Origin of the sequence: Geobacter grbiciae (assembly GCF_018531165.1) — a bacterium.
GTDB classification, from domain to species: domain Bacteria; phylum Desulfobacterota; class Desulfuromonadia; order Geobacterales; family Geobacteraceae; genus Geobacter; species Geobacter metallireducens.
In genome coordinates this window covers 234,331-256,041 of the sequence record NZ_JAHDIW010000001.1, presented here as the reverse complement: position 1 = coordinate 256,041, position 21,711 = coordinate 234,331, and the positions used below count along the sequence as shown (strand labels likewise).

At 61.1% G+C, this 21,711-nt stretch carries 20 protein-coding genes; 7 read left to right on the top strand and 13 right to left on the bottom strand.

All coding sequences use genetic code 11. From position 1 onward, the window contains the following. Nucleotides 1–83: 83 nt before the first annotated feature. Entirely contained in the window at nt 84–980 is an 897-nt protein-coding gene (locus tag KJB29_RS01145; RefSeq protein WP_215732988.1) for a DnaJ C-terminal domain-containing protein, read from the bottom strand. Between the two features lie 158 nt (nt 981–1,138). On the opposite strand from KJB29_RS01145, the gene hemG reads away from it, so the two are divergent. Both hemG and KJB29_RS01135 read left to right on the top strand, forming a co-directional pair. Next, nucleotides 1,139–2,548 carry a protoporphyrinogen oxidase gene (gene hemG, locus KJB29_RS01140; protein WP_215732987.1) on the top strand — a complete coding sequence of 470 codons (1,410 nt, stop codon included), beginning with the start codon at nt 1,139–1,141 and terminating at the stop codon, nt 2,546–2,548. A gap of 83 nt (nt 2,549–2,631) precedes the next feature. Next, a complete protein-coding gene (locus KJB29_RS01135) occupies nt 2,632–2,988 on the top strand; it encodes a hypothetical protein (protein WP_004513708.1) in 357 nt (118 codons plus the stop codon). Between the two features lie 85 nt (nt 2,989–3,073). On the opposite strand, the gene def is transcribed toward KJB29_RS01135, so the two are convergent. The 12 genes from def to rpmH all read right to left on the bottom strand — a co-directional run bounded on the left by def (nt 3,074) and on the right by rpmH (nt 12,512). Continuing rightward, nucleotides 3,074–3,580, bottom strand: a complete 507-nt coding sequence (gene def, locus KJB29_RS01130) for a peptide deformylase (protein ID WP_215732986.1) — start codon at nt 3,578–3,580, stop codon at nt 3,074–3,076. A 4-nt stretch (nt 3,581–3,584) separates the two neighbouring features. Beyond that, on the bottom strand, nt 3,585–4,151 hold the full coding sequence (locus KJB29_RS01125) for a glycine cleavage system transcriptional repressor (RefSeq protein ID WP_035468817.1): 567 nt from the start codon (nt 4,149–4,151) through the stop codon (nt 3,585–3,587). A gap of 117 nt (nt 4,152–4,268) precedes the next feature. Beyond that, the gene (locus KJB29_RS01120) at nt 4,269–4,616 is read right to left on the bottom strand and encodes a phage holin family protein (RefSeq protein WP_215732985.1); all 348 of its coding nucleotides are present in this window, start codon (nt 4,614–4,616) and stop codon (nt 4,269–4,271) included. Nucleotides 4,617–4,641: 25 nt separating this feature from the next. Then, a complete protein-coding gene (ybgC, locus tag KJB29_RS01115; protein ID WP_215732984.1) occupies nt 4,642–5,040 on the bottom strand; it encodes a tol-pal system-associated acyl-CoA thioesterase in 399 nt (132 codons plus the stop codon). Nucleotides 5,041–5,105: 65 nt separating this feature from the next. Next, nucleotides 5,106–5,846: a glycine zipper family protein gene (locus tag KJB29_RS01110; protein WP_215732983.1), complete on the bottom strand. Its 741-nt coding sequence runs from the start codon at nt 5,844–5,846 to the stop codon at nt 5,106–5,108. 216 nt (nt 5,847–6,062) lie between these two features. After that, nucleotides 6,063–6,725, bottom strand: a complete 663-nt coding sequence (gene rsmG, locus KJB29_RS01105; RefSeq protein WP_215732982.1) for a 16S rRNA (guanine(527)-N(7))-methyltransferase RsmG — start codon at nt 6,723–6,725, stop codon at nt 6,063–6,065. Nucleotide 6,726: 1 nt separating this feature from the next. Continuing rightward, nucleotides 6,727–8,601: a tRNA uridine-5-carboxymethylaminomethyl(34) synthesis enzyme MnmG gene (gene mnmG, locus KJB29_RS01100; RefSeq protein WP_215732981.1), complete on the bottom strand. Its 1,875-nt coding sequence runs from the start codon at nt 8,599–8,601 to the stop codon at nt 6,727–6,729. A gap of 150 nt (nt 8,602–8,751) precedes the next feature. Next, the gene (gene mnmE, locus KJB29_RS01095; RefSeq protein ID WP_215732980.1) at nt 8,752–10,125 is read right to left on the bottom strand and encodes a tRNA uridine-5-carboxymethylaminomethyl(34) synthesis GTPase MnmE; all 1,374 of its coding nucleotides are present in this window, start codon (nt 10,123–10,125) and stop codon (nt 8,752–8,754) included. 7 nt (nt 10,126–10,132) lie between these two features. After that, nucleotides 10,133–11,740 (bottom strand): membrane protein insertase YidC, encoded by a 1,608-nt coding sequence (yidC, locus tag KJB29_RS01090; protein ID WP_215732979.1) that lies wholly within the window; start codon nt 11,738–11,740, stop codon nt 10,133–10,135. 19 nt (nt 11,741–11,759) lie between these two features. Continuing rightward, nucleotides 11,760–11,969: a membrane protein insertion efficiency factor YidD gene (yidD, locus tag KJB29_RS01085; RefSeq protein WP_004513718.1), complete on the bottom strand. Its 210-nt coding sequence runs from the start codon at nt 11,967–11,969 to the stop codon at nt 11,760–11,762. Next, nucleotides 11,963–12,313, bottom strand: a complete 351-nt coding sequence (gene rnpA, locus KJB29_RS01080; RefSeq protein ID WP_215733371.1) for a ribonuclease P protein component — start codon at nt 12,311–12,313, stop codon at nt 11,963–11,965. Before rnpA ends, yidD begins: the two co-directional genes overlap by 7 nt. A 49-nt stretch (nt 12,314–12,362) precedes the next feature. Beyond that, nucleotides 12,363–12,512 (bottom strand): 50S ribosomal protein L34, encoded by a 150-nt coding sequence (gene rpmH / locus KJB29_RS01075; RefSeq protein WP_004513719.1) that lies wholly within the window; start codon nt 12,510–12,512, stop codon nt 12,363–12,365. Between the two features lie 280 nt (nt 12,513–12,792). Between rpmH and dnaA the strand changes: the two genes are divergently transcribed. The 5 genes from dnaA to gyrA all read left to right on the top strand — a co-directional run bounded on the left by dnaA (nt 12,793) and on the right by gyrA (nt 21,675). Next, nucleotides 12,793–14,145, top strand: a complete 1,353-nt coding sequence (dnaA, locus tag KJB29_RS01070) for a chromosomal replication initiator protein DnaA (protein WP_215732978.1) — start codon at nt 12,793–12,795, stop codon at nt 14,143–14,145. Between the two features lie 223 nt (nt 14,146–14,368). Further along, nucleotides 14,369–15,490, top strand: a complete 1,122-nt coding sequence (gene dnaN, locus KJB29_RS01065) for a DNA polymerase III subunit beta (RefSeq protein WP_004513721.1) — start codon at nt 14,369–14,371, stop codon at nt 15,488–15,490. An 82-nt stretch (nt 15,491–15,572) separates the two neighbouring features. Continuing rightward, nucleotides 15,573–16,670, top strand: a complete 1,098-nt coding sequence (recF, locus tag KJB29_RS01060; RefSeq protein ID WP_215732977.1) for a DNA replication/repair protein RecF — start codon at nt 15,573–15,575, stop codon at nt 16,668–16,670. 10 nt (nt 16,671–16,680) lie between these two features. Continuing rightward, nucleotides 16,681–19,068 carry a DNA topoisomerase (ATP-hydrolyzing) subunit B gene (gyrB, locus tag KJB29_RS01055; protein WP_215732976.1) on the top strand — a complete coding sequence of 796 codons (2,388 nt, stop codon included), beginning with the start codon at nt 16,681–16,683 and terminating at the stop codon, nt 19,066–19,068. Between the two features lie 33 nt (nt 19,069–19,101). Beyond that, nucleotides 19,102–21,675 carry a DNA gyrase subunit A gene (gene gyrA / locus KJB29_RS01050; protein WP_215732975.1) on the top strand — a complete coding sequence of 858 codons (2,574 nt, stop codon included), beginning with the start codon at nt 19,102–19,104 and terminating at the stop codon, nt 21,673–21,675. Nucleotides 21,676–21,711: the final 36 nt, after the last annotated feature.

Below are 21,711 nucleotides of genomic sequence, written 5' to 3'. Positions count from 1 at the left end.
ACCCGCTTCTCGCCGACTTTTGGTTCGGATGCTCTTGACGTTTTTCTTCGCTTTTACCGATCCCTGGTCCCCGGTCCCGACCTTTACAGCCCCTTGCCCCGCAACTCCTCCACCAGGGTCTTCTGCTCCGGGGTAAGGCTCTCGGGCACTGACACCCCGATCCGCACGAAAAGATCTCCCTTTCCCGCCTTCCCCATGCGGGGGAAACCGAGCCCCTTGAGGCGGATCTTGGTCCCCGGCTGGATGCCGGCGGGTATCTTGATCCGCTTGGTACCCTCCAAGGTTGGCACGTCGAGGGAGGCGCCGAGGAGGGCGTCGGTAAAGCGGATCTTCCGCTCCACCACGATGTCATCACCCTCCCGAGTGAAATGGGGATCGGTTCCCACCTTGATGATCAGGTAGAGGTCGCCGGTTGGTCCGCCGCCATGGCCAAAGCCCCCCTTCCCCGCTACCCGAAGCCGCGCGCCGTCCTCCACCCCGGCCGGTATCTTGACGGCGAGCTCCTCCCGCTTCCCGTCTCGCATGAAGGCCACTCGCTTTTCTCCGCCGTCATACGATTCCCGGAACGTAACGGGAACCTCCATGGTGAAGTCCTCGCCCCGCCGGCGACCGCCACCGAAGCCGAACCCCCCCTGGCGGAAACCGCCGGCGCCGCCGAAGATGCGGGAGAAGATGTCGTCGGTGCCGAACCCCATGTCCTTGAAGATATCCCCCACGTCAAACCCGCGGAAGATGTCCTCCTGGCTGTAGCGCTGGTGGAAGCCGCTGGAGCCGAACTGGTCGTACTGGGCCCGCTTCTGGGCATCAGAGAGCACGGCGTAGGCTTCGTTGATCTCCTTGAATTTGTCCTCGGCCCCCTTGTCGCCGGGATTTTTGTCGGGATGGTACTTGACGGCCAGCTTCCGATAAGCCTTCTTGATCTCAGCTTCAGTGGCCCCTTTCTTCAGGCCGAGTACCTCGTAGTAATCCGTTTGCGCCATCTGAAAATCCTTTCCGTAGGTCTTGAAAGAATGTAAGCGCTCCGGGGTACCCTGTCAACGGTTCAGCTGGAGAAGGCTCCATGTTTACTTTCTTGACAGCCGCCCATGCAGGGTCTATCAATGATCAGAGTGCATTCATCGAACGGTGAGGAGCAGGGATGAAAAAAGTTATCGTGGTGGGGGGCGGCATTTCGGGACTCGCAACCGCCTTCGAGCTGCGCAATAAAGGTGCAGAGGCGGGCATCGAGCTGGATGTGACCCTGCTGGAAAAGGAAGAGCGGGTCGGCGGCAAGATCTGGAGCATCAAGGAGGAGGGATACCTCTGCGAGTGGGGGCCCAACGGCTTTCTGGACTCCAAGCCCCAGACCCTCGACCTCTGCCGGGACCTGGGTGCCTCGGAAAGGCTCCTGCGGAGTAACGATAACGCCCGTAAACGCTTCATCTACACCGGGGGCGTTCTGAACCGGCTCCCCGAGAACGGCCCCATGTTTCTCAAGAGCAGCCTCATCTCGTGGCCCGGCAAGCTGCGCCTCGCCATGGAGCCCTTCATCTCGAAGCGGACCGACGGCACCGACGAGACCCTCGCCTCCTTCGGCCGCCGGCGCCTCGGCGAGGAGGCCCTCCAGAAGCTCATCTCCCCCATGGTGTCGGGGATCTTCGCCGGCGACCCGGAAACCATGTCGCTCCGCTCCTGCTTCCCCCGCATCGCGGAACTGGAGGACGAATACGGCAGCCTCATAAAAGCCATGATCAAACTGGCGAAAAAGAAGAAGCAGGAAGCGGCCCAGGGAAAGGCGGTATCGAGCGCCGCCGGCCCCGGTGGAGTCCTCACCTCTTTCCGATGGGGGATCCAGGAGCTGACCGACATCTTGGCGGAGCAGCTCGGTTCCGCGACCGTGGTTACGGGTCAGCCCGTGACGGGCTTGACCAGGGGATCAAGCGTCCCGTGGCGGCTGAAGACGCCCACCGTCGATATCGACGCCGACGTGGTGATCCTCGCCTCGCCGGCCCATGCCACCGCCGGCATCGTCAGCGGCGTTGACGCCGCCATGGCCCAGGTGCTGGGGGAGATCCCCTACGCCTCCATGACCGTGGTCTGCTTTGGCTTCGAACGGGAGCGGATCGCCTACGACCTGAATGGCTTCGGCTACCTGATCCCCAAGGTGGAGGGGATGAACACCCTCGGCACTCTCTGGGACTCCAGCATCTTCGAAAACCGTGCCCCAGAGGGTAAGGTGTTACTGCGGAGCATGCTCGGCGGCGCCTGCTTCCCCGAGTACGTGAAACTTTCCGACGCGGAGGTGATGCAGCGGGTGAAGGCAGATCTCAAGGCGACTATGGGAATCACGGCGGACCCCTCCTTTATCAGGATCTTCCGCCATCCCCAGGCCATCCCCCAGTACACCGTCGGCCACGGAAAGCGCTTGGCGGCTCTCCAGGAACGCTCCTCGGCCCTCCCGGGGTTCTTCCTTACCGGAAACTCCTACCGCGGCATCGGCCTCAACGACTGCGCCACCGCCGCCAACCGCACCACCGACGAGGTGGTGGCCTATCTGAAGGGCCGATAGTTAATGCTTGAACATACGACGATCACATTCTATTCTTCCCGTACCCCGTACGGGCATTCACACCAATACCAAGGAGGAAGACCATGAAGAAAACCCTGCTGACCCTGACCGCCTGCATCACCCTCGGCGCCTTTGCCGGTATCGCTTCGGCCGCCGACTACACCATCCCCTCCCCCTCTGCCGAGCTCCAGAAGAGGGAGGATAAGGCAAAGGAAAAGGTCCAGAAGAAGGAAAAGGCCGCGAAAGAGAAGCTTGCCGAAAAGGAAAAGAAGGTCTCCGACAAGCAGACCGACGTAAAGGAGCAGGTTGAGAAGAAAAAAGCCCAGGCCACTGAAAAGCACGAAAAGGTAAAGAGCAAAGTGAAGCAGAAGAAGGAGAAGGCCAAGCAGATGAAGGAAGCCGGGAAGAAAGAAGTGCAGGACTTGAAAGAGATGAAGTAACCGCCACAGACTACGACGCCAGTCTTCGGGGGGGGGCCGCGCCAGCAGCCTCCCCGCTTTAGTTTTATCCATCCGGCAGCTCACGCTACCTGTAGTTCTTCCTCCGGAACAGCCCCGTCTTGAGCGACACGATCCGATCCAAAAAGAGGATCCCGTCCAGATGGTCCATCTCGTGCTGGATGGCGACCGCCTCGAAGCCGCTGGCGGAGATCACCCGCTCCGTCCCCTCCCCGTCCCGGAACCGGACGGTGATGGTGGTGGCCCGCTCCACGTCGCCGGTGTAGTCTGGGACGCTCATGCATCCCTCCCGCATGATGGCCGCACCTTCCCGGTGGGCGATCTCGGGGTTTACCATGACAAGGAGACCGTGGTTGTTCTCCTTACCGTGGCGGCTTCCGGAGACGTCCACCACGCAGACCCTTAGGGTGACACCGATCTGAGGTGCGGCGACCCCGACGGAGCCGGGTCCGGCACGCATGGTGTCCAGAAGGTCGTCGATAAGACACCGGATCTCGTCGTCGATAACGGCGACGGCATGGCTCACCTTCTTGAGTACGGGATGGGGATAGCAGAGTATGGGCTGTGCGGGCATGGCGTCAGAGGGAGACCGGCGTGATGGATCGCACCGAAATCTCCACGTTCATCTCCTTCTTAATCTTGTCGAACATTGCCGCCACGTCTTCCACGACAATACCTTCCGGTAGTGCCGCCTCCAGCATCAGGACGTAGACCGGCTCTTCCTTGGTGCCGATGAGCTTGGTATTGAGGTCGGTAATATTCACCTTCCGCTCTGCCAGCTCATTTGTCACGCGGTAGATGATCCCGGGCCGGTCGGAGCCGTAGACCGAAACCATGCAGAGCTCCCCTTCCGGTGCCTGATAGGCCACCTCGTCGGGGGAAAGGGTCCGGGCCGCCACCGTGAGCCCCATCTCTTCCGCCACTCCCCGGAACTCCTCCAGAATCCTCCCCTTGCTGAAGGGTTTCTCATGGGAGACGATGAGAATCATGGAGAACTCCCCCCCGAGCATGGTGGAGCTGGAATCCTCGACGTTGCACCCCAGCCGGTAGAGGACCCCGGCCGTTGCGGCCACGATACCGGGGCGGTCTTTTCCCACAACCGTGACGGCGTAGTGGGCAAGGGAATCCGTTTTCTTCGTGCTCATCATGGAAAGGGTCTCCTTCGGTGATCGACGCGCTATTCCGCAGCGGGTAGACGTCGACTCTAGCAGATGGCGTCGCCAATGGCAAGGTGGCGGATGAGGTTCCTCATGGCCAGGACTTCACTCGACCGGCCGAACGATCATATTAAGCACGAAGCTGACGACACTGAAGACCAGCGCCCCCACTATCGCGCTCCCTATGCCGGCGACGCTGAATCCCGGCACGATCCAGGCGGCCAGGGCAAAGACGGCGCCGTTCACCACGAGGGTGAAGAGGCCGAGGGTGAGCACCGTGATCGGCAGGGTAAAAAAGGAGATGATGGGCCTGAGTACCGCGTTGAGGAAACCCAGCACAAGGGCCGCAACGAAGAGATTACCGGTACCGGCGATGCTGATGCCGGGAACCAGGCGGACCACGGCAAAGAGGGCCACTGCGTTGACAATCAATTTAAGGATGATTCCGAGCATTGTGTGATGTCTCCTTACCGGCCTTTTAGCCGGCCCCATTCGTAGATCGGAGCGCCCCGATGAGTTGCTCGGGAAGCCGGCGGGGCTTCATCCCAGGCCGGACGCAGACGAGGGTGACGCGCCCCTCCACGAGGGTCTTTCCGTCTTCTGTCCTCACTACCCGCTGCCTCAGGGAGAACGTGGTCTTCCCCACCTCAAGCACCTCGGTTTCCACCCGGAGGAGGTCATCGAGCACCGCCGGCGCCCGGAAGTCCACCTCCATCCGCACTACCGGGAAGACGGCACCCTCGTCGGCCAACTCCCGCACCGACAGTCCCCGCCGGCGGAGAAACTCGCACCTCCCCCGCTCGAAAAAGCCCAGGTAGCGGGCATGGTAGACAACCCCTCCGGCATCGGTGTCCTCATAGTAGACGCGAAACTCCATTCCTTCCCCTCCCATGACAAAAAAAAGAGGCCCGGGGCCTCTTTATGAGCGGCACCTTAGCGCCGTTACTTGAATTTCAGAACCACACTGTGGAGCGAGCCGGTGTCCTGGTCCCGGAGCTGCATCCGCAGTTCCCGCGCCGTATCCGCCTCGGCAGGGAAGAAGAGGAAGCCGCTGGCGATGCTCCCGGCCGGGAGGGTCTTCCCTTCCAGCCCCTTGGACCGAATGTCATTGATAATGGATCGCTCCCGTTCCCCCGAGGTTCCCCCCTTGAGGCCGCCGGCAACGGCACCGCCGGCGCCGCCGATGGCAGCTCCCTTGCCGATCGCCTCGCCGATGCCGTGACCGGAGACGATGCCGACGGCAGCGCCGAGTACGGCACCTCCGACGGCGCCAAGAATGGCACCCTTTCCGGTCTCGCTCCCGAAGAAGGAGGCGAACTGGGTCGATTTCTCGATCCGGTCCACGGCCACCGCGTTGGGGACCACCTGGAAGTAGCGGTTCTGATCGTTCACCAGGAAGGTCTGATTGGAGACAATCTCCATGTTTTTCGCCCCCTGGTTGGTCATGACGATCTGGACGGGAATGAGGCCGCTCCCCTTGATATCGAAGCCGAAGGCGTTCTGGGCGGCCCCACTGTCGGCGTAGGCCTCGCCGCCGATGGTGACGCCGCTTACCACGAGCCGGTTCACGTAGTCCTCGGCGGGCCGGAAACCGACGTACTGGCTCCGGTAGGGGGTGCAGGCCGAGATCAGCATCAGGGGGATAAGCAGGGTGGCGCCTTTCTTGAGCATGGCATGCTTCATGGCTTGTTCACTCCTTGGTGATGAGGTGAATGGAACTGTGAAAAGATTATCACGCTTCTTTCCCGTGACAATCATCATCCGTGGCTCAATGTGCCCAAAAAAGCGGCATCAGATTTTTCAATGTAACGGGTTTTCTCGAGCAGAGACAGGGCACGGGCTCACTTATACCCCAAAACCGTCCACACGCGAATCTGGTGTCAATAACGCGAAAACAGTCTATGCCTCGTTTTTTCGTCCCATTACGATGAGGCTTCGCCCGTCACCGGAGAACGGCAGAGGGAATTCCAGCACCTGGCGGATCTCCACACCGAGCACCTCCAGGGCGGGGCGGGACGTCTCGGCCTCCTCGCGGCCCCCCTGCCCCTTCATGGCGACAATGGCACCGTTTGGCCTCAGGAGGGGCAGCGCCATGCGGACAAAGGTGGGGATGTCGGAGAAGGCCCGGGAAACGATCCAGTCGAAGTGCTCGGCAAACCGCCCTGCCAGCTCCTCGCCCCGGGCATGGAGCGCCTGGAAGTGCGAAAGGCCCAGAAGCCGCCCCACATGGCGCTGGAAGATGATTTTCTTTTCCACCGCATCCACTGACATCGCTTCGCTCTTCGGATGAAGGATGGCAAAGGGGATGACCGGAAAGCCGCCGCCGGAGCCGAGATCCAGGAGCCGCCCCCCCCTCCCGACCGCGCGGCAGAGAGAGAGGGAATCCACGAAATGCTTCAGGGCGATCTCCCGTTCGGTGGTGATGGCGGTCAGGTTGATCTTGCGGTTCCATTTCCGAAGCTCAGCGGCAAAGAGGGCTAGTTTCCCCAGTTGGGCCGGGGTGAGTTCCACCCCCAGTTGGGCCGCTCCGCGCACCAGGAGGTCCTTGGCTTCCTGGTCCATGCTACCCCCGGGCCTTGAGGGCAAGGGCCAGGATCCCCATCGCCGCCGGGGTCACCCCCTGGATACGGGAGGCCTGCCCCAGGGTATCGGGGCGAAACTTCGCCAGCTTCTCCCGGACCTCGGCCGAGAGGCCGGGGAGGGCACCGTAGTCGAAGCCGACGGGAACACGGGTCCCTTCCAGCTTCCGTGCCCGCTCCACCTGGTCCAGCTGCCGCTCGATGTACCCCTGGTACTTGATCTGGATCTCCACCTGCTCCCGAACCACCGGCGGCACCTCCGCCGCCCGGGGATCGATGCGACACAACTCCTTGTAGGTGATATCGGGTCGCCGCAGGAGCTGCTCATGGGTGACGGCATTCTGGAGGCCGGTCAGGGCAAACGCGGCCAGGAAGTCCGGATCCGCCCCGGAGGGGAGGAGCTTTGCCCCCTGGAGCCGCGCAAGCTCGGCACCAATTTTCTCTCGTTTTTCCAGAAACTGCCGGTACTCTTCCTCCGGCACAAGCCCCGCGGCGTGGCCCCGCTCCCGCAGCCGCAGGTCCGCGTTGTCCTCCCGCAGGAGGAGCCGGTACTCGGCCCGTGAGGTGAACATCCGGTAGGGTTCCCGGGTGCCGAGGGTGACAAGGTCGTCGATCATGACGCCGATATAAGCCTCGCTCCGGCCCAGAATCAGCGGTTCTTTGTCCCGCACCCGCAGGGCGGCGTTGATCCCCGCCATGAGCCCCTGCCCCGCCGCCTCTTCGTATCCGGAGGTGCCGTTAATCTGGCCGGCGTGGTAGAGGTTACGGACAAGCTTCGTCTCCAGGGAGGCGTGGAGCTGGATCGGGTCCACGTAATCGTACTCGATGGCATAGGCGGGCCGCATGATCTCCACCCGCTCCAGCCCCTCGATGCTCCGGTAGAAGGCCCACTGGATATCGATGGGGAGCGAGGTGGAGAGCCCCGAGGGATAGTACTCCACCGTGTCCCGCCCCTCGGGCTCCAGGAAGGTCTGGTGGCGGTCCTTCTCGGGGAAGCGGACCACCTTGTCCTCGATGGAGGGGCAATAGCGTGGACCGATTCCTTCGATCACGCCGGCATAGAGGGGCGAGCGGTCGAGCCCCGAGCGGATGATCTCGTGGGAGCGGGGGTTGGTGTAGGCGATGTAGCACGGCACCTGGGGCTGGTCGATCCGCTCCGTGGAGAAAGAGAACGGTACTGGCGGGTCATCCCCGTGCTGGGGCTCCAGGCGGGTGAAATCAATGGTGCGGCCGTCGAGCCGGGCCGGGGTGCCAGTCTTGAGACGGCCCACGGCAAAGCCCAGCTCCCGGAGCTGATCCGACAGCCCCACGGACGGCAGATCCCCCGCCCTCCCCCCCGGGTAATTGGTGAGCCCCACATGGATGAGCCCCCGCATGAAGGTGCCGGTGGTGAGGATGACGGTGGCGCCGAGGTAGCGGACCCCGACCTTCGTATCGACACCGCGTACCTCGCCATCCTCAACCACAATGCCGGTCACCTCGGCCTGCTTGAGGGAGAGGTGTTCCTGCTGCTCCATGACGTGTTTCATCCGGAGACGGTAGAGCTGCTTGTCGGCCTGGGCCCGGGAGGCCCGGACCGCCGGCCCCTTGCGGGTATTGAGGATGCGGAACTGGATGCCGGTGGCGTCGATATTCTTTCCCATCTCGCCGCCGAGGGCATCGATCTCCTTCACCAGATGCCCCTTGGCCGACCCGCCGATGGCAGGGTTGCACGACATGAGGGCAATGGCGTCCAGATTAATGGTGAGAAGCAGCGTCTCGCACCCCATGCGGGCAGCGGCCAGGGCCGCCTCGCAGCCGGCATGGCCCGCCCCCACCACGATGACGTCGTACTGTTTATCGTAGTCGATGAATTCCATCTCTTGCGTATGACCTCAATCCTGTTTCACAGGAGGCGATAATGGATACGGTATCCCAGCAAATTAGTCAGTGGCAACAAGAAGTTAGCCACAATGTTCCACGTGAAACATCTACCCAATGATACCCGTTGCACCCCTTGTTCGTCAAACCTACTTCCCGATGCAGAACCGCTGGAAGATCAGCTCAAGAATATCATCGGGGGTCGTCTCGCCGGTAACCTCCCCAACGGCATCAAGGGCGTCCCTGAGGTCCACGGCCAGAATTTCCAGATTGTTGCCCGCCGCCAGATTGGCGAAGAATACGGCGATTCTTCCCCGAGCCTTTACCAGGGCATCCCGGTGCCGTGTCTGCGAGAGGGCCACATACTCCCGGCTGTCAATGGCTCGACCGTGAATGAAGGTTTCGAAAACGGCCTTCCGCAGGTCGTCGATGCCGGCCCCGGTGGCAGTGGAAATAGCAACGGCGCGCACACCCTCCAGCTCGCCGGGAATACGAAGGGTGACCGGAAGATCGCTCTTGTTTGTGACGACAATTACGCGCCGTTCCGCCAGGGCGGCAAGAATCATCCGGTCGTCGTCGTCAAAGGGACGGGAACCGTCGAGGACGAAAAGGATCAGGTCAGCCTGGGGTATCTTCTCCAGGGTGAGACGGACTCCCTCCTGCTCGACGACATCCTCAGTCTCCCGAATGCCGGCGGTGTCCAGCATCCGGAGCGGCAGGCCCCGGACGTTAACCACCTCCTCGATGATGTCCCGGGTGGTACCGGGGACCGACGTGACGATGGCGCGCTTCTCCTGGAGGAGCGTATTGAGGAGACTCGACTTCCCCACGTTGGGCTTCCCGGCGATGAGGACCGACACCCCGTCCCGGAGCACCCTCCCCTCGTCGAAACCCTCCAGGAGTTCTTCAATTCGGCCCGAGGCCTCCCGGGCCTTTGCCTCGATCTCCACCCGGGAGGCGGGATCCACCTCGTCATCGGGGAAATCGATGAACGCCTCAACAAGGGCAAGACTATGTCGCAGACAACCCTGCACGGCCTTGAGCCGCTCGGAGAGGCGCCCCTCCCGCTGGTGCTGGGCCAGATTGAGAGCCACATCGGTCTTGGAGCGGATCACGTCGATGACCGCCTCAGCCTGAACGAGGTCAATGCGGCCATTCAGGAACGCCCGGCGGGTAAACTCCCCCGGCTCGGCCGGACGGGCGCCGCACTGGAGCACCGCGTCCAGGACCCGGCGGGCGACCAGGTATCCCCCGTGGCACTGGATCTCAAGGACATCCTCCCGGGTGAAGGAACGGGGTGCCCGCATCAGCACCGCCATAACCTCGTCAACGGTGTCCCCCGACTCGGGATCCACTACGGTGCCATAATAAAAACGGTGACTCACGAAGTCACCGTTCTCGTTAACCCGCCGGACGATCCGCCGGGCAATGGCGGGGACATCGGGACCGCTCACGCGGATGATGCCGATCCCCCCCTCCCCCACCGGCGTGCCGATGGCCGCTATGGTATCTTCCAGGTACATCGTGTCCCTACTTGGCCTCGGCCGCGGCGATGCTCTTGTTGATGTAGGATTGCTGGATAATGGTCAGAACGTTGTTCACGAGCCAGTAGAGGACGAGTCCCGACGGAAAGTTCAGGAACATGAAGGTGAAGACCACCGGCAGGGCCATCATCATCTTCTGCTGCATGGGGTCCATTTGGGACGGCGTCATCTTCTGCTGGATGACCATGGTGATCCCCATGATGATGGGAGTCACATAATAAGGATCCTTGCCGGCGAGATCCTGGATCCAAAGCATGAACGGCGCGTGGCGCAGTTCAATGGAGAACATGAGGGCCTTGTAGAGGGCGAAGAAGACCGGGATCTGGACGAGCATCGGGAGGCAACCACCCACGGGGTTCACCTTGTGGGTCTGGTAGAGTTCCATGATCGCCTTGTTCATGGCATCGCGGTCATTCTTGTACTTTTCCCGCACCTCCTGCATCTTCGGCTGAAGCTTCTGCATCTGCTTCATGGACTTGTAGCTGGAGTGGGTCAGGGGATAGAAGATGATCTTCAGGATCACCGTGATAATGATGATGGCGATGCCATAGTTGTGGACGTACTTGTAGAAGAACTTGAGGCTGTGGAGAAGCGGTTTGGCCAGCATTGCGAACCAGCCCAGGTCGATGGCCCGCTCCAAGCTGTTTCCCTGTGCCTTGAGGATATCCAGATCCTTGGGACCGAAGTAGAGGCGATAGGCGACGGATTTCGACTCGCCGGGATTCAGGGAAGTTTCCGGTGCGGTGATGGTGTCCTCAAGCATCCCCCGGGGGGTGCTGCGGACAGCGGCCGTGGCGATGCTCCCCCCCTGCCCCACGACGGCCGAGAGGAAATACTTGTCGGCAAAACCACTCCAGAGAGGTGCACTGTAGCTCTTCCCCTGCCCGACCAGGTCCTTGACCTTCTCCTCCGTAAGCTTGTCCTGGGCAAAGGTCACCGGTCCGAACGTCTCAAGCCGGCTCTCCTTTACCCGGGGAACCGCCGGATAGGTCATGACCGTCTGGAAGGCGGCTCCGGCCCGGGCCGTGCCGGAATTGGCAGTCTGGTAGACCATGTCGATGCCGTAGTTGCCACCCTTGAAAGTGTAAATCTTGCGGACCGTGACGCCGGCAGGCGAGATCCAGGTGAAGGCCAGTTCCTTCTTCTCCCCTGCCTCCACGGTCAGGGAGTCGGCGCTCGACACAAAGAGGGCAGACAGATCGAGACCAATGCCGGCAGCACGGGTGGAGAGGGTATACGCGGACGGGTCGCGCTCGTCCACCAGGGTGACATGTTTGCCGGTGAGGTCAGCGGTTTCCCGGTACTTTTTCAGGACAAGGCGGGTCAGACTACCCCCTTGAGTCGAAAAGACCGCCGTATAGTCCGGCGTCTCGACGGCTATCTCTTTCTGCTGGGCCTTAACCGCTGCAGCGGGCACAGGTGAAGGGGCCGGAACTGCTGCTACAGAAGCCTGGGGTGCTCCCGGCTGGGAACCGGTCACCGCCTGCTGGGCGGACGGCGCCGGAGCCTCCTTCTTCGGCGGGGGGAACAGGGCCGAGTACCCGTAGAAGAATACAATAGAGAGGATAACTGCAATCAAAGCCCTTTTTTCCATGTCAGCTCCTGATGGATGGTTACTTGACGGGGTCGTAGCCACCGGGGTGGTACGGATGACATTTCATGATCCGGACGGCACTGTACCACAGCCCTTTGAGCAGGCCGTGCCGCATGAGCGATTCCTTGGCATAGGTTGAACAGGAGGGATAGAAGCGGCAGGTGGGCCCGGTGAGGGGCGAGAGGTAGCGCTGGTAGATGCCGATGATCTTGATGAGAATCTTCAGCATGATCGTGTGAGGCCCGCAAGGCGCTCCACCACCCGGTCCAGTTCCTTGCAGACTCCCTGGTAGTCGAGCTTGTCAGCTCCCCTTCGGGCAATTATGTTGATGTCGAGGGGAGGAAAGAGCGCCTTGTGCAGTCGATAGTACTCCCGCACAAGGCGCTTGATCCGGTTTCTGGTTACCGCGTTGCCGACCTTGCGGCTTACGGTGATGCCAATACGACAAGCTGGTTCAGGACCCGCTACCCAAAGAACAAGGAAACAGGGGGTGCTGATCTTGCGCGCTCTCTCCGAGAGCCTGAGAAAATCGACTCTTTTGAGCAGACGCTCGTCTTTGGTGAACGTGAACAGAGGAATTCCCCCTCGGTCCGCCTCCAGGCGTCGGAAGGCAAACGGAGGATTACTTGCCGGCGATGGTCACAGCAAGACGCTTACGCCCCCTGGCACGACGACGCTTGATAACGAGCCGGCCGTTCTTGGTGGACATCCGGACACGGAAGCCGTGAGTGCGCTTCCGGGAAGTGTTGCTGGGCTGAAAGGTCCTTTTCATATGCTATCTCCCTGAATCAGTGTCTCTTTAGCTGATATTGCAAAGAGAGTATCTTTAATCACAGCAACCATTGTCTGTCAAGTACAAATTTACCTCCCTACGGTACATTTGGCCTTGCAAACAACCCTCTCCTCTGCTAGTCTCCTCTATCCTGAGGCTACATCCAGCCTGTCCAGAATAGTAGCTTTTCCACTTCCAATACCTCAATTTATCAACAAAAATCCAGTTATTCACACCTGTTGACAACCATGTGTATAACTGGTCCCCGAGACTACCCTCTATGGAAGATGTTTGGCTCCAGGCACAATCCAATCTGGCCAAGGTGCTCACGCACCAGACCTTCACCACCTGGATAGAGCCGATCAGGTTCGCCGGAGCCCATAAAAATACTCTCCTCCTGGAGGCCCCCAACCAGTTCATCAGGGACCGGGTCAGGGAGAGCTATCTTCCCATGATCCTCGAATCGGTCCGCTCCCTCACCGACTCCCACTTCCAGGTTGAACTCCAGGTGGCGGCCCGGCAACAGGAAAAGACAGCGAAAAGCCCACGCAAAAGCCACACAGAGGATGAGCTCGGGCCCGTTGAGTCGGAAAAAAGCGTGCCCGCCGAATTTTCCACCAATCTGAACGCCAAGTATACCTTCGACACCTTTGTCTGCGGCGGGAGCAACCAGTTCGCCCATGCAGCGGCCCTGTCGGTGGCCAACAACCCGGCCGGCAAGTACAATCCACTTTTCATCTACGGCGGCGTGGGTCTGGGGAAAACCCATCTCCTGACGGCCATCGGCAACCAGGTTTTGGCCAAGAACCGCAAGGCCCGGGTCTGTTTCTACACCTCCGAGAAATTCATGAACGAGCTCATCAACTGCCTCCGTTACCAGAAGATGGAGCAGTTCAGGAACAAGTTCCGCAAGATGGACCTCCTCCTCATCGACGACATCCAGTTCATCGCCGGCAAGGAACGGACCCAGGAAGAGTTTTTCCACACCTTCAACGCCCTCTACGAGTCACACAAGCAGATCGTGGTCACCTCGGACAAGTTTCCCAAGGACATCCCCGGCCTGGAGGAACGGCTCCGCTCCCGCTTCGAGTGGGGACTCATCGCCGACATCCAGCCCCCGGACACCGAGACCAAGGTGGCCATCCTCAGCAAGAAGGCCGATTCCGACGGCATCCGCCTTCCGGACGACGTGGCGCTCTTTCTTGCCTCCAGCGCCAGCACCAACGTGCGGGAGCTGGAAGGGATGCTGATCCGCCTCGGCGCCGTGGCGAGCCTCACGGGAAAGAACATCACCCTTGACATGGCCCGGGAGGTTCTGAAAGACATCATCGTCGACAAGACCAAAGAGGTCACCGTGGAGATGATCCAGAAGTATGTGGCCGACCACTTCAACATCAAGGTGGCGGAGCTTAAGTCGGACAAGCGCCTCAAGGCACTGGTGGTGCCACGCCAGATCGCCATTTACCTCTGCCGCGACCTGACCAAGGCCTCGTACCCGGATATCGGGGAGAAATTCGGAGGGAAGGACCACTCGACCATCATCCACTCGGTGAAGAAGGTGGACAAGCTCCTCTCCCAGGATTTCGAGCTGAAAAGCACCATTGAGACCCTGCGCAAGGGGCTGTTGAACTAAAGGGGACAACCCTGTGAATGGAGGGACCCTTTGTGGACAACCTTCCTATCCTTGACCGTCCGCTCCGGGATAACCCGGCAGCCGTCAACAGGGAAGCACTTATAAAAATTGTGTTACTATCGTGAGTTACCGAGTTATCCCCGGATCCACAGCCCCTATTGCTTCTACTAAGCTTTAAAAAAGCATAAACATACTAATCTGCATCTGTTGACAAGGAGGAGCGATGGAATTCAAGATCGACAAGGAAACCTTCTCCCGGGCTCTCCAGAAGATCCAGGGAATCGTCGAAAAGAGGAACACCATGCCGATCCTCTCCAACGTCCTTATCGAGGCCCATGCCGATCGGATCGAACTGACGGCCACGGACCTGGAAGTGGGAATGAAGAGTTCCTACGAGACGACTGTGACCCGGGAGGGACGAATCACCGTTTCGGCCAAGAAGCTCTATGAGATCGTCAAGGAACTCCCCGAGGAAGCCATCTCTTTCGCCACCAAGGAGAACGACTGGGTGGAAATCCGCTGTGGCAAGGCCCACTTCAGCATCGTCGGCCTTTCCCCCGAGGAGTTTCCCTATTTCCCCAAGGTGAACGAAGAGAGCCTGATCCGGATCGAGGGGGCGCTCCTGGCCGACATGATCGAGAAGACCGCCTACGCCATCTGCTTCGACGAGACCAAGTACAACCTGAACGGCACCTTCGTGAAGGCCACCGTTGAAGATGATAAACCGATTCTCCGGATGGTGGCCACCGACGGCCACCGCCTCTCCATCGCCGAGAAGGAATTCCACGGGGCCGTGGGGCCCGAGATGGCCAAGGGGGTCATCTTCCCCAAGAAGGGTATCTTCGAGCTCAAGAAGATCTGCGAGGAGGCGACCACCGAAGAACTGGCCCTCGGCTTCATGGACAACAGCGCCGTCATCAAGAAGGGGAACACCGTGGTGGTGATGCGGCTCGTGGACGGCGAGTTCCCCGACTACACCCGCGTAGTCCCCGTGGCCAACGACAAGATCGTGACCGTGGCCCGGGATCCGTTCCTCCACTCCCTGCGGCGGATGTCGATCCTCTCCAGCGAGAAGTTCAAGGGGATCCGGATGGAGATCAACGGCGAGCAGATGATCATCTCCTCCAGCAACCCTGAACTGGGGGAAGCGTCGGAGGAACTGGACGCAGCCTACAGCGGCCCTCCCCTTTCCATCCGGTTCAATGCCAAGTACCTCCTGGACGTCCTGGCGGTCCTCAACGAGAGCGAAGTGGCGCTGGTCCTCCGGGACGAGCTGTCGCCGGCCATCGTGAAACCGGCCGCGGTCGACGGTTTCACCGCGGTGATCATGCCGATGCGGCTGTAGGAAACAGTAACCGGCAGGCACGGAAGGCGAAGGCCCCTCCCCGGGAGAGGCCTTTTGCCGTTCTTTCGGCTATAGAAACACCATGTTCGTGACGAAGATCCAGATCAGTTCCTTCCGGAACATCGCCGCGGCGGAGATCCGCTTCGACCGGCGCTTCAATGTCCTCCACGGCGCCAACGGCCAGGGGAAGACCTCGGTCCTGGAGGCCATCTATCTCCTGGGGACCATGAAGTCGTTTCGCCTCGCCAAGACCCCTGATCTCGTTACCTGGAACGCTCCACATGCACTGCTGCGGGGTTGGGCCGAACGGGATGGGGTCGGCAGGGAGATCGCCCTCTACCTGGGGAAGGAAGGCCGCAAAGCGAGGGTCGACCAGAAGCCGGTGACCCGGCTCGCCGATTTCTTCGGCAACGTGAACGCCGTGGTCTTCTCCCCCGAGGAGATCGCCATGGCCCGCAGCGGCCCGGACCTCCGGCGCCGTTACCTGGACCGGGCCATCTTCAGCGGAGATCTGGGGTACCTGCTCCTCCACCACGAGTATCACCGGCTTCTCAAACAGCGCAATGCCCTGCTGAAACGGGGCAGCCGGGATGGCTTGGACATATGGACCGGCCAGTTGGCCGAGGCCGGTACCCGGCTTATGATGAAACGAATGGAGTATCTGGCCGAGGTAGAACCGCTGGTACAGCGTTTTTACCGGGATATTGCCGGGTGCAATGAAGAGGCCGGACTTGCCTTTCGCCCGCATCTTACGAGCCCCGAACGGGTTGCCGGAGAGGGAACCGGCGCCTTGCTGGCGCTCTTTGAAGCCCATGAAGCCGAGGAACTCCGCCGGGGTACCACCGTGGTTGGCCCCCACCGGGATGATGTTGACTTTATCCTGAACGGCCGGGTGCTCCGCACCCATGGCTCCCAAGGGCAGCAGCGCAGCTTTGTCCTGGCCCTCAAGATGGCCGAGATAGAGTACCTGGAGCGGCTTAACGGAGCCCCGCCGGTGTTGCTGCTGGATGATATATCTTCGGAGCTGGATCCGCAGCGCAACGAAAATCTCATGACCTTCCTCCGGGAAAAGCGGATGCAGGTCTTTATCACCACCACCGATGTTTCAACCCTCCGCCTGGCGGGGATTGCAACCCATGCGTCCTTTCACGTTTCACGTGGAACGGTAACGCCTTCATAGAGGGAGAAGTATGGCTGACGAACTGAACAACGATTACGGAGCGGACAAGATCAAGGTCCTTGAGGGGCTCGAAGCTGTTCGCAAGCGTCCCGCAATGTACATCGGCTCAACTTCGAGCCAGGGGCTCCACCACCTGGTTTACGAGATTGTCGATAACTCCATCGACGAGGCCCTGGCCGGCTACTGCAACGAGGTGAACGTCACCATCCACCTGGACGGCTCCATTACGGTGGTGGACAACGGCCGGGGTATTCCCACCGAGATGCATCCCACTGAAGGGAAACCGGCGGCGGAGGTGGCCCTTACGGTTCTCCATGCCGGCGGTAAGTTCGATAACACATCCTACAAGGTGTCCGGCGGTCTCCACGGGGTCGGCGTATCGGTCGTTAACGCCCTGTCGAAAAAGCTTGAACTGGGAATTCGCCGTGACGGGAAGGTGTTTCAGCAGTCCTATGCCTACGGAGCACCGCTGACTCCCCTGGAAATTGTGGGGGAGACCAAGAAACGGGGAACCAGAATCACTTTCCTCCCCGATGACACCATCTTCGAGACAACGGAATTTTCCTTCGATATTCTTTCCCAGCGGCTGCGGGAGCTGGCCTTCCTGAACGCCGGGGTGCGGATCACCATCTCCGACGAGCGGGAAGAGGGTAAACACCACGACTTTCACTACGAGGGGGGAATCGTCTCCTTCGTGGAGTACCTGAACCGGAACCGAACCGTGCTCCATCCGAAACCGGTCTACTTCCGGGGTGAGAGGGCGGGGATCGACATGGAGATCGCCATCCAGTACAACGACTCCTACGACGAGAAGGTTTTCACCTTTGCCAACAACATCAACACCCACGAGGGTGGTACCCACCTGGTGGGGTTCCGGGCGGCACTCACCCGCTCCATGAACTCCTACGCCGCGGCCAACGAGCTGACGAAGAAGGAGAAGGTCTCCATCTCCGGCGAGGATCTGCGGGAGGGGCTCACGGCGGTAATCTCAGTCAAGATTCCCCAGCCCCAGTTCGAGGGGCAGACCAAGACCAAGCTCGGGAACTCCGAGGTGAAGGGGTTCGTGGAATCCCTCATGAACGAGCAGCTGGCGGTCTTCCTGGAGGAGAACCCGAAGATCGCCAAGGACATCATCGGCAAATCCATCGAAGCGGCCCGGGCCAGGGAAGCGGCCCGCAAGGCCCGGGAGCTGACCCGGCGTAAAAGTGCCCTGGACATCTCCAGCCTCCCCGGCAAGCTGGCCGACTGCCAGGAGCGGGACCCGGCCCTCTGTGAGCTCTATCTCGTCGAGGGTGACTCCGCCGGCGGCTCCGCCAAACAGGGACGGGACCGGAAGTTCCAGGCGATCCTGCCGCTCAAGGGGAAGATCCTCAACGTGGAGAAAGCCCGGTTCGACAAGATGCTCTCCTCCCAGGAGATAGGCACCCTGATCACTGCCCTGGGGACCAGCATCGGCAAGGAAGACTTCGACGTGGCCAAGCTCCGCTACCACCGGATCATCGTCATGACCGACGCCGACGTGGACGGCTCCCACATCCTGACGCTGCTCCTCACCTTCTTCTTCCGGCAGATGCCGGAGGTGGTTGAGCGGGGGCACCTCTACATCGCCCAGCCGCCGCTCTACAAGGTGAAGCGGGGACGCAAGGAGCTCTATCTCCGCAACGAGGCGGCCATGCAGACTTACCTCCTGGAGGAGGGGACCGAGGATATGGTCCTTTTCCTGGAGAACGGCGAGAAGACCTACACCGGCAAGCAGATCATCCCGATCCTCAAGCAGCTGGTGGAGTACCGGACCATTCTGGACAAGGTGGTGCGCAAGGGGATCAATGAGGAGCTCATCCGGGTCTTTCTGCGGCTTGGGGTCAAGTCCGGCATCGAGGACATGGAGCAGTTGGTGCCGTACCTGGCGAACATATCCCGGGTCTACGAGGGGGGTGATTCCAGCCCCCTGGACGACGGGCGGGCAATCGTGCGGCTCGGCAACCTCCGGATTGCCCTGGACCAGCACACTCTCGACATCATAGGGTCCTACGAGTACGGGCTCCTGGCCGAAAGCTTCCGGAAGGTCAGGGAGATGTTCGGCGACGGCCGGGCCGTGGTCTCCAGCGAGGGGAGGGAGCTCTTCGCCACCGCCATCGGGCTCGACCTCCTCTCCTTCTTCATGGACTCCGCCAAGAAGGGGCTCTCCATCCAGCGCTATAAAGGTCTCGGCGAGATGAACCCGGACCAGCTCTGGGAGACCACCATGGAGCCCACCAACCGGACCCTCCTCCAGGTGAAGATTGAGGACGCCATCGAGGCCGATACCATCTTCACCATCCTCATGGGAGACCAGGTGGAGCCCCGCCGGGACTTCATCGAGAAGAACGCCCTGAACGTGTCGAACCTCGACATCTGATGACCGATATTAGTAATTATCCGAGGAAACAGAATGCTTGAACATACCCTGAACAAGACTGCCGTCAATATCGAAGACGAGATGAAGCGCTCGTACATGGACTATGCCATGAGCGTCATCATCGGCCGGGCCCTCCCCGACGTGCGGGACGGACTGAAGCCGGTGCACCGGCGCTGCCTCTACGCCATGTACGACATGGGGAACGATTACAACAAGCCCTACAAGAAATCGGCCCGGGTGGTCGGGGACGTGATCGGTAAGTACCACCCCCACGGCGACACGGCGGCCTATGACACCATCGTCCGGATGGCCCAGGACTTCTCGCTCCGCTACCCCCTGGTGGACGGCCAGGGGAACTTTGGCTCCGTGGACGGCGACTCTCCGGCGGCCATGCGGTACACCGAGATCCGGATGGAACAGCTGGCCCACGAACTCCTGAACGATCTGGAGAAGGAGACCGTGGATCTGGGGTTCAACTACGACGGCTCCCTCACGGAGCCACTGGTGCTCCCCTCCAAGTTCCCCAACCTGCTGGTGAACGGCTCCTCCGGCATTGCCGTCGGCATGGCCACCAACATCCCCCCCCATAACCTCTCGGAGGTCATCGACGGGATCATTGCCACCATCGGGAACCCGCACATCAGCTTCGAGGAGCTCCTGGCCCTGGTCCCCGGTCCCGATTTCCCCACCGGCGGGTTCATCTACGGCCGGGAGGGGATCCTCCAGGGGTACCGGACCGGCCGCGGCATCGTCCAGATGCGAGCCCGGGCCAGCATCGAAACCCACAAGAAGACCGAGCGCCAGTCCATTGTCGTCACCGAGATTCCCTACCAGGTGAACAAGGCGAACCTCATCACCAAGATCGCCGAGCTGGTGCGGGAGAAGAAGCTGGAGGGGATCAGCGACATCCGCGACGAGTCCGACCGGGACGGGATGCGGATCGTCATCGATCTCAAGAGGGACGAGAATCCCCAGGTGATCCTCAACCACCTCTACAAGCAGACCCAGATGCAGACCTCCTTCGGCATCAACATGCTCGCCATCGTGGCGGGACGGCCGAAGGTCCTGACGCTTCAGGACGCCATCGGTCACTTCATCGACCACCGCCGCGAGATCGTCACCCGGCGCACCATCTTCGATCTCAAGAAGGCCGAGGCCCGGGCCCACATATTGGAAGGCTACAAGATTGCTCTCGACTGGCTCGACGCGGTCATCGAGCTGATCCGGGGGTCAAAGACCCCGGCCGAGGCCAGGGAAGGGCTCATGTCAGGCCTCTTTTCCGACGAGGAGTGGCTCCAGAAGATGGGGCTCCCCCTGCCGGCCATCCACAGCCAGTACCAGAAACCGGTGCGCCTCACCGAGGTCCAGGCCCAGGAGATCCTGAACCTGCGGCTCCATCGCCTTACGGGTCTGGAGCGGGACAAGATCCTCCAGGAGTACGAGGACATCCTCAAGTACATCGCTCGTCTCAAGGAGATCCTCGCCTCCGAGGCGGAGATCCTCAAGATCATCGTGGGAGAGCTGCGGGAACTGAAGGAAAAGTTCGGCGACGAGCGCCGCACCGAGATCGTGGACCGGAGCGCCGAGATCTCCCTGGAGGACACCATCGTCGAGGAGGACGTGGTGGTCACCGTCTCCCACACCGGCTACATCAAGCGGACCGCCGTCTCCCAGTACCGGTCCCAGCGCCGGGGGGGGAAGGGGAAGACCGGCATGAAGACCAAGGAGGAGGATTTCGTCGAGCACCTCTTCGTCGCCTCCAGCAAGGACTTCATGCTCTTCTTCACCGATGCCGGCAAGGTCTACCAGATCAAGGTCTACGAGATCCCCGAGGGGGGCCGGGCCACCCGCGGCAAGGCCATCGTCAACCTCCTGAACCTTCAGGAGAACGAGCAGATCACCGCCATTCTCTCGGTGAAGGGGTTCGACGACGAGCGGAACATCCTCATGGCGACCCGCCTCGGTGTCGTGAAGAAAAGCCCCCTGCGGGAGTACGCCAACATCCGGAGCGGCGGGATCATCGCCGTGAACCTGGACGAGGGGGACAAGCTCATTGCCGTGGCCCTCACCGACGGGCGGCAGGACGTACTCCTGGCATCCAGGAACGGCAAGTCGATCCGCTTCCACGAGGAGGACGCCCGTCCCATGGGGCGCGTGTCGCGCGGGGTGCGGGGAATGACCCTGGAGGACGACGACGTGGTGATCGGCATGGAGGTCATCAACCCGAGCGCCACCGGCTCCACCATCTTCACTGTCACCGAGCACGGCTTCGGCAAGCGGACCGAACTGGACGAGTACCGGGTCCAGTCCCGGGGGGGCAAGGGGATCATCACCATCAAGACCACCGAGCGCAACGGCTGCGTCGTGGACATCATGCAGGTGACCGACGAGAACGACCTGATGCTCATCACCGACCAGGGGAAGATCCTCCGGATACCCGTGGCCCCCTTCTCGGTCATCGGCCGCAACACCCAGGGGGTCAGGCTCATGACCGCCGAGCAGAACGAGCGGATCGTGGCCGTGGCCAAGCTGGCCGAAAAGGATGAGGGAGATGAGGGGCCCGACAGCGGCGATGACGTTCCCGAGGCGGAGGTTGTCGAGGAGTAGCCGCGACGGACAGCGGCCCAAGACCGGATGATGCGT